This is a genomic window from Rothia sp. 32237D007AR, from assembly GCF_053544675.1.
The window spans coordinates 101377-109359 of sequence record NZ_JBPPUO010000007.1; the positions used below are offsets into that span (position 1 = coordinate 101377).

Sequence of the window (7983 nt, forward strand, 5' to 3'; positions counted from 1 at the left end):
CGCTCGCAGGTGAGATGATAGAAGCTCACCGTTTTACTACCGAGGGGGCCGCCTTGTCTGAGAGCCAGTCTGAGTTCGTCCGCACACCGCCGCACGACGACACCGCCGAACAATCAGTGTTGGGCGGCATGATGCTCTCCAAGGACGCCATCGCCGACGTTGTCGAGGTTATCGGCGGCGGGGCAGACTTCTACAAGCCTGCCCACGAGATGATCTATGAGGCTATCATCCACCTCTACGGGCACGGCGAACCGGCCGATGCTATCACCGTGGCTGATGAGCTGACCAAGCGCGGCGAACTGAATCGCGTGGGCGGGGCCGCCTACCTGCATTCCCTGATTGCGGGCGTGCCCACCGCAGCTAACGCAGGTTTCTACGCTGAGATTGTGGCCGAGCGTGCCATGCTGCGCCGCCTGGTTGAGGCTGGCACCAAGATTGTGCAGCTGGGGTATTCAGGTGACGGCGAGGCTGAGGCCCTGGTCAATGCCGCCCAGGCCGAGATTTATGGTGTCTCTTCGAATAACACCAAGGAAGACTATGTTCCCCTCTCTGAGGCCATGAATAGCACGGTCGAAGAGATTGAGGCTAATGGTTCTCGCGATGGTGGTATCCATGGTGTGCCTACTGGATTTATTGAGTTTGATGAGCTCACCGCTGGTCTGCAGGCTGGGCAGATGATCGTGATTGCGGCGCGTCCGGCCATGGGGAAATCGACGTTTGCCCTAGACATCGCCAGGTCTGCTGCCATTAAGCACGGTATGACCACGGTGTTCTTCTCCCTGGAAATGGGCCGCAACGAAATCGCCATGAAGATTCTTTCGGCTGAGGCCGGCATCAATCTGTCAGACCTACGCAAGGGCAAGCTGGACGATGACCAGTGGGCCAAGATTGCTACCGCCATGGGCAAAATGGATTCGGCTCCGCTCTTTATTGACGATTCACCCAACATGACCCTGATGGAGATTCGCGCTAAGGCCCGCCGCCTGAAGCAGAAGAATAACCTCAAGCTGATTGTTCTGGACTACCTACAGCTGATGAGCTCGGGTAAGAAGGTTGAGTCGCGTCAGCAGGAAGTTTCGGAGTTTTCGCGTGCTCTCAAGCTGATGGCTAAGGAGCTTGAGGTTCCGGTTATTGCTTTGTCGCAGTTGAATCGTGGTTCTGAGCAACGCACTGATAAGAAGCCGCAAGTCTCGGATCTTCGTGAGTCGGGCTGTCTGACTGCTGATACTCGTGTGCTTCGCTCTGATACTGGAGCTGAAACAACGATGGGTGAGCTTTTTGAGCAGGGCGCTCAGGACGTCCCGGTATGGTCCCTGGGGGACGATATGCGTTTCGTGGAGCGGCACCTGACCCATGTCTTTTCTACGGGCGTGAAACCTGTTTATCGTCTAACGCTAGCTTCGGGTAAGACCCTGCGCGCTACCGCCAATCACCCCTTCTTTACCTACACAGGCTGGAAGGGGCTGGGTGAGCTTGCAGTGGGCGATCGTTTGGGCGTACCCCGCCATGTTAACGGGCCGTCTGCCCGGACGCACTGGAGCGACGAGCAGGTCATTTTGCTGGCTCACATGATTGGTGACGGATCTGCTTTAGCTCGACAGCCAATTCGTTATGCATCTATTGACGAAGAGAACCTCTCTATAGTTGCTGAATCTGCATACAAGCAGTTCGGAATTGAAAGCGTCAGGGATACTCACGAAGTAGCGCGTTGCACTTCTTTGCGACTGCGCTCGCCGGAGAAGCTAACCCACGGTAAGCGGAATCCGCTCGCTGCATGGCTCGATGATTTAGGTCTTTTCGATAAGCGGTCGTGGGAAAAATTTATTCCAGATCAGGTTTTTGCCCTGCCTAAACAGCAGATTGCCCTCTTTATCAGACATCTATGGGCAACTGACGGCTCTGTTACCGTAAATAAGAACGGGCGTTCAGGACGTATCTACTACGCCTCAACTTCTCGTGTCATACTGGACCAGCTGTCTCTTCTGCTTCTGCGTTTTGGTATTAACACTCGTGTCCGCGGTACCACCATTAAGGGCGAGTATCGTCAGGGGTACAGTCTCGATATCTCCGGACGCGATGAACAGCTCCGCTTCTTGCATGAAATCTCTGTTTACGGGGAACGCGCTAAGAGTTGCGAGAAACTGCTTGCGGCAATTACTGCTGAAGGCGTTCGCTCTAACACCAACGTTGATACTGCTCCGGTGCAGGTGTGGAACGATGTTAAGAAAATCCTGTCTGAGAAGGGAATGACGCATCGTGAATTCCAAGCTGCCATGGGTTCAAAGTATTGTGGTTCGGCCTACTATAAAAGCGCACCGTCCCGCTCTCGTTTAGCAAAGGTAGCTAGCGTCCTTGATGCCGCTGAGCTCGACATGCTTGCAGTCAATGACCTTTTCTGGGACACCGTCACTTCTATCGAGTACGAGGGGGAAGAAGAGGTTTTCGACGCCACTGTGCTAGGGAACCACAACTTCATCGCCAACGGCATCACCGTTCATAACTCTATTGAACAGGATGCTGACATGGTCATTCTCTTGCACCGTGAGGATTACTACGAGAAGGAATCAACCCGCGCAGGCGAGGCGGACGTCATTGTCGCTAAGCACCGTAATGGCCCTACTAAGACTATTGCGGTTGCCTTCCAGGGGCATTATTCACGGTTTGCCAACATGGTGCACGATTCGTACACTGGCACCGAAACTTTCTAGCCCCACCTGGTGTAAGCGCCCAGGAGCTTTGCTGTCGTGTTAGAACAGCCCGTCAAATAGCGGTAGTTGCTCCTGGGTGCTTTGTTTTTTCGGGGCGGGCTGGGTTTTGCGCGGCTGTTGGGTTCTCTCAAGGTAGCTTTGAATAGCAGGTGCGGTGCGTTCAACCAGTTCGTCGGGGCTGAGGGCAGCAAGGTGGGGCAGGGGTAGCAGGTAGCGCCCTACCGCTACCCCTAAGAGGTGGGTGCTGAGAAGTTCAGCGGACGCCTGATCGAGATTGGTTAGTAGGGGGCTGGTGCAGCTTTGGGTGAGGTGCCGTGCCAGTGTTTCTTTGATGGCGGGGTTTCCTTCAGATGTGGCGAGGGCTGATCGTACTAGCCCTGCAAGTAGGGGGCCGGTATCTTCTGATTCCCACATCTGCAGGTAGGCTCTTACTACTGCTGCACCCTGACTTTCTGTTTTTTGCCCTGATGGTGGGGAGAGTGGGCAGTTACTTATGTTATCGAGTAGGGCTGTGAAGAGGGCTTCTTTGGAGCCGAAGAAATGTCGGATGAGAGCGGGGTCGACCTGTGCTTGTGCGGCGATAGCTCGCACGGAGGTGCCCTCGAATCCGTGCTCAGCGAAGAGTGCGGTAGCTGCCTGCAGAATGTCCTTGCGTGAGCGGGTGCCGCCGCTGCGTCGTCCGCGGGGTGTTGTGGGGGTGTGAGTGTTCTGAGCTGCCATGCTTTTAGTCTAACCCCTTAATTCCTCACCTGTAGATTTAATTCTTCAACTGTAGAGTAATATCCTCACCTGTTGAATTATGTAGGGTGGAACAAGAAAGGTACCCAGCACCCGTCAGCTTCATCACCGGAAAGAGCCCCCATGAACTTTCCAGCCCTTTATGAAACCTTCATCGCAGTGTCTAACCCCGCCCAGGCTGTGCCGATGGCCGCCTATATGCGCAACCAATTTCTCTTTCTGGGCATCAAAACCCCACAACGCCGAGAACTGCTTAAATCCTTCCTTGCCCAGGCCCGCACCGAAGCTAAAACTCAAGGAATCGACCGTGGCTTTGTTGAGGCCTGCTGGCAGGCCCCTGAGCGCGAGTTCCAGTACGCCAACTTTTGGGTTCGCCGGGTCGCTATCGGCCACCAGCGCCCCCGCAAGGCCGCAACTGACACCGCCCTACTCGAAAAAATCATTACCCTCAACTTTGGTTCGCAAGAGTTCTTTATTAATAAGGCCATTGGGTGGGCCTTGCGTGAATACTCTAAAACTGACCCTGACTGGGTGGCTGACTTTATGGCCCGTCATGGCGCTCGCATGGCCCCTTTGAGTGTGCGTGAGGGGTCGAAGCGCCTGGGGTAGAGCTAGCTCTACCTATCCGCTGGGGTGTGGGTGGGGTAAGAGTAGAGTCGGCCCCACTGCATACGGGTATGGGGCGCGGAAGAATAGAAGTATGACAAGCACTGATTACACCCTGCATGATGCCGCACCTGCCGCCCCTGCGGCAGGGAGTAACTCACCGGCGTCCTTTGATACTGATTCTGACCATCAGCCCACCCAGAATTTGTGGCGCCGCATGGCTAACCCTCTATATTTTTACTGCTGGCCCCTGGATTGCGCTTGCTGTTCTGCTTGCCCAGGGTGTTATTGCCTCTTTGGTGATGGGTCTGACCGCTTCCCTCATTGGTATTGTGGCCCTGCCTTTTGTTGCTATTGCCTTTGGTCTTTATGAGCGTTGGCGTCTGGCTAAGACCGGTCATGGTGCTGTAGCTAATGGCCACGTCGATTACCCTAACGCCAGTTTTTGGGAGGGTGCCCTCTTCCGTCTTAAAGAGATTGCTACCTGGCGTGAGGTTGGGTCCTTGGCTCTGACGATCTTGTGGGGTTCTCTTGCTGGCATGATTCTTGTGGCTGAGGTGAGCCTGCTGGGCGTGCTTACTGGCCTTAGCTATTACACCGGCGTGGGGAACAGGCTCTACCTTGACTGGCAGCACCTTTCCCTTTACTCCCAGTGGGAGCTGGACTACTACATGAGCCGGGAGATTCTTCCTTCGACTGGTCAGATCTTTGAGATTATGCCCCAGTACTGGTGGGTATTCCTGGCAGCTATTCCCGTGCTGCTCATTATCTTTGCCTACCTCAATGGTCTGTTGGCTGCTGCTGGTGCTAGCCTTTCCAAGCTGATTCTTTCCTCTCGCCCTGAGGAGCAGGAGCGCGAGTTGGCTCGTCTGACTGCTTCACGCGCCAAGATTGTTGATGCCTTTGAGGGGGAGCGTCGCCGTATTGAACGTAACCTGCATGATGGTGTCCAGCAGGAGCTGGTCAATCTTAACCTGCGTCTTGGCCTGGCTGAGATGGAAGGTAAGAATCTGGTTGCTGATAGTCAGGACGCTCGTGCGGCAGCTTTGCTCAACCATGTGACTGAGGCTCGTGCCCAGCTTTCTCACGCCCAGCAGACCTTGCGCGATACTGTCCGGGGTATCTACCCGGCTGTTCTTGAAGATCACGGCCTGAAGGCTGCCCTGGAGGAGCTAGTGCGTCATAGCGTCCTTCCTGTTCATTTGACCTATGATGCTCCGGATCGTCTGCCACGTAATCTTGAACGGACTACCTATTACACGGTCAATGAGGCGCTGACGAATACTCTCAAGCATGCCCAGGCCCAGTTCCTTTCTCTGTCGATTTTTGTTGCTGGGGATTCTCTGGTGGCTACTATCGAAGATAACGGTGTTGGTGGTGCTGATGCTGCTGGTGGCACCGGTCTGGCTGGCCTGGTGGAGCGTGCTGCTGCCCTGGGTGGCACCGTTCAGGTGGATTCCCCAGTAGGTGGCCCTACCCGCTTGACTCTGGTTCTGCCTCTACCCAAGGGTTCTGCAACCCTGTAGCGTTTCACGTGAAACATTGTCATGAAAGGTGCCCCATGCGCATTATCCTCGCCGAAGATTCCGCCCTGCTCCGTCAGGGGTTGACCATGGTGTTAGGAGCGCTGGGGCACTCTGTGCTTGCAGAGGTTGAGGACGCCCCCGCCCTGCTCACCGCCGTTGATGCGGCTATGGCGGGGGAGGGGGTTGATGCTGTTATCACCGATGTGCGCATGCCACCGACCCATACCTCTGACGGGCTCAAGGCCGCTTTAGAGCTGCGCGAGACCTACCCCGGCCTACCTATTGTGGTGCTTTCTCAGTACATCACCACAGCCTACGCCCGTGAGCTCTTCGCCCGCTCGGCGGCAGGTTTGGGCTACCTGCTAAAAGATAGGGTGGGGGATATCGAAGAGTTCGCCCGCGCCCTCGATACTGTGGTGGCAGGCGGCACCATTATTGACCCGGACGTCGTGCAGCACCTCTTAGGGGGAACCTCGTCTCGGGAGCAGCCCGTCGAGCCCGCCCAGGAAAGGGCGGTAGCTACTTCCGGTGCGGACGCCCCCACCCCCTCTTCCTTACCTGAATCAGACACTACCGGCAGTTCCTTAGTCTCTCGCCCAGGTATGAGAGCTGGCCATCTTGCTGAGGGCAAGCTGGCCCGGCTCTCCCCGCGTGAACTAGAAATCCTGCGGCTTATGGCCCAGGGCCGATCAAATGCAGAGATTGAGGCCGAGCTCTTTATCTCTTCGGCCACTGTGGCTAAGCATGTGGGCAATATTTTTGACAAGCTGGATTTACCAGCTGATACCGGCAACCGCCGCGTCCGCGCTGTTCTAGCTTTCCTAGAAGGCTAGCTGCACTTCTCTTTCATCGTCCTACTCCTGAATCATGGCCTGTGCTAGTACCTCTAGGCCGCGGTGGGCCTCTTCTGTGCTGGGTGAGAGGTTAGAAATCATCAGCTCATCTGCCTGTACTGAGTTAGCGAAACGGGTGAGATAGTCACCCACTTGCTCCGAGGTGCCCACTGCGGTGTAGCGCAGCATATCTAGAATCTGCTGGCCCTGGGGAGAGGCGACCAGCATATCTAGCTCATCATCGGTTAGGTGGCGGTCATCCATGCGCATCATGGATTTGACCCGTTGCCGGTGGGCAATGACCTCTTGGGCGCGGGCGTCCTCTTCTGTGTCGGAGGCAATGACGTTGGCTGCGGCGATTACATAGGGCTGTTCTAGCTGCTCTGAGGGGGCGAAGCGTTGGCGGTAAACAGCGATGGCCTCTTCTAGATGTGTGGGTGCGAAGTGGGAGGCAAAGGCGTAGGGCAAGCCCAGGGCACCTGCTAGAGAGGCACCAAAGAGGGAGGACCCCAGAATATAGAGGGGCACGTTGGTGCCTGCCCCTGGGTTTGCCTGCACTCCGGGCACCCGGGTATTTCCGCTCAGATAACCTGCTAGCTCCTGGACGTCTTGGGGGAAGTTCTCTGCATCCTGTGGGTCTCGGCGCAGGGCAGCTAGGGTGCGCATGTCGGTGCCTGGTGCTCGGCCCAGGCCTAAGTCGATGCGGTTGGGGTATAGCTCGGCTAGGGTGCCGAACTGTTCTGCGACGGTAAGAGGGGAATGGTTGGGGAGCATGACGCCGCCTGCCCCTAGGCGGATGGTTGAGGTGTGGGCACCTATATGGGCGATGAGGACTGCTGGAGCTGCTGATGCAATGCGCTGTATATTGTGGTGCTCTGCGTACCAGATACGTTTGTAGCCTAGTTTTTCTGCGTGCTGGGCTAGGGCTACGGAGCGTTTGAAGCTGTCTGCGGGGCGCTCGCCGGGAAAGATGAGGGCAAAGTCGAGCAGGGAGAGGGCTGGCATAGGGGTGCCTTTCTATATATAGGGGTCTCTATATCTGGCGCAACGGGTAGCAGGACCCCAATATTCCTTGAATAAGGGGTGCTCTAGGGGTGTTTTGGGGTGCTTTTGAAGGTTTTTAAAAGATTTTTAGGTGTAGTGGGTCATAGATGTGAGCCATAGATGTGCCTCACTTTGAGCTTGTGACTAGGAGAAACGATAGCTTTAGGTGTGGTTTATGGGGGTAAAAAGGGGTGTTTGGGCGCGTGTGAGTGGATTTTGGGGTCTTTTTCGACTTGCCAAGCGTTTTGAACCTGCGTAAAGTATTACCAGTCGCCACGGCACAGGGGAAACCCACCCAGCGACAAAACAACTAGTCACATAGCGAATTCAGGCCACAGCCGGAACCAAGAAACCCCACTCACACGAGTGAGATTTTGAGGTAACACACCAGCCAAAAGCCACTGTGAGACACAACACGGAACACCGAGTTGACACACAGAAAAGAAACGCGATAGACTAAATGAGTTGCCCAAACGGGTAACACACAAACATGAGAATGACCGATACGAAACACCGGCCAGTGAAACA

The 7983-nt window shown here is 55.6% G+C and carries 6 protein-coding genes; 4 read left to right on the plus strand and 2 right to left on the minus strand.

The window, feature by feature from the left end; translation table 11 throughout:
- The first annotated feature begins 14 nt into the window (after positions 1-14).
- Positions 15-2708, plus strand: a complete 2694-nt coding sequence (locus tag ACED87_RS06295) for a replicative DNA helicase (protein WP_449081630.1) — start codon at positions 15-17, stop codon at positions 2706-2708.
- A 39-nt stretch (positions 2709-2747) separates the two neighbouring features.
- Here the strand turns inward: ACED87_RS06295 and ACED87_RS06300 are convergent, their stop codons facing one another.
- On the minus strand, positions 2748-3428 hold the full coding sequence (locus ACED87_RS06300) for a TetR/AcrR family transcriptional regulator (protein ID WP_449081632.1): 681 nt from the start codon (positions 3426-3428) through the stop codon (positions 2748-2750).
- A gap of 141 nt (positions 3429-3569) precedes the next feature.
- Here ACED87_RS06300 and ACED87_RS06305 point away from each other — a divergent pair, with 141 nt between their 5' ends.
- The 3 genes from ACED87_RS06305 (at position 3570) to ACED87_RS06315 (ending at position 6411) form a co-directional block, all read left to right on the plus strand.
- Entirely contained in the window at positions 3570-4055 is a 486-nt protein-coding gene (locus ACED87_RS06305) for a DNA alkylation repair protein (protein WP_449081634.1), read from the plus strand.
- Positions 4056-4171: 116 nt separating this feature from the next.
- The gene (locus ACED87_RS06310; RefSeq protein WP_449089731.1) at positions 4172-5578 is read left to right on the plus strand and encodes a histidine kinase; all 1407 of its coding nucleotides are present in this window, start codon (positions 4172-4174) and stop codon (positions 5576-5578) included.
- Positions 5579-5613: 35 nt separating this feature from the next.
- On the plus strand, positions 5614-6411 hold the full coding sequence (locus tag ACED87_RS06315) for a LuxR C-terminal-related transcriptional regulator (RefSeq protein WP_449089732.1): 798 nt from the start codon (positions 5614-5616) through the stop codon (positions 6409-6411).
- Between the two features lie 21 nt (positions 6412-6432).
- On the opposite strand, the gene ACED87_RS06320 is transcribed toward ACED87_RS06315, so the two are convergent.
- Entirely contained in the window at positions 6433-7416 is a 984-nt protein-coding gene (locus ACED87_RS06320; RefSeq protein WP_449089733.1) for an LLM class flavin-dependent oxidoreductase, read from the minus strand.
- Between the last annotated feature and the right edge of the window lie 567 nt (positions 7417-7983).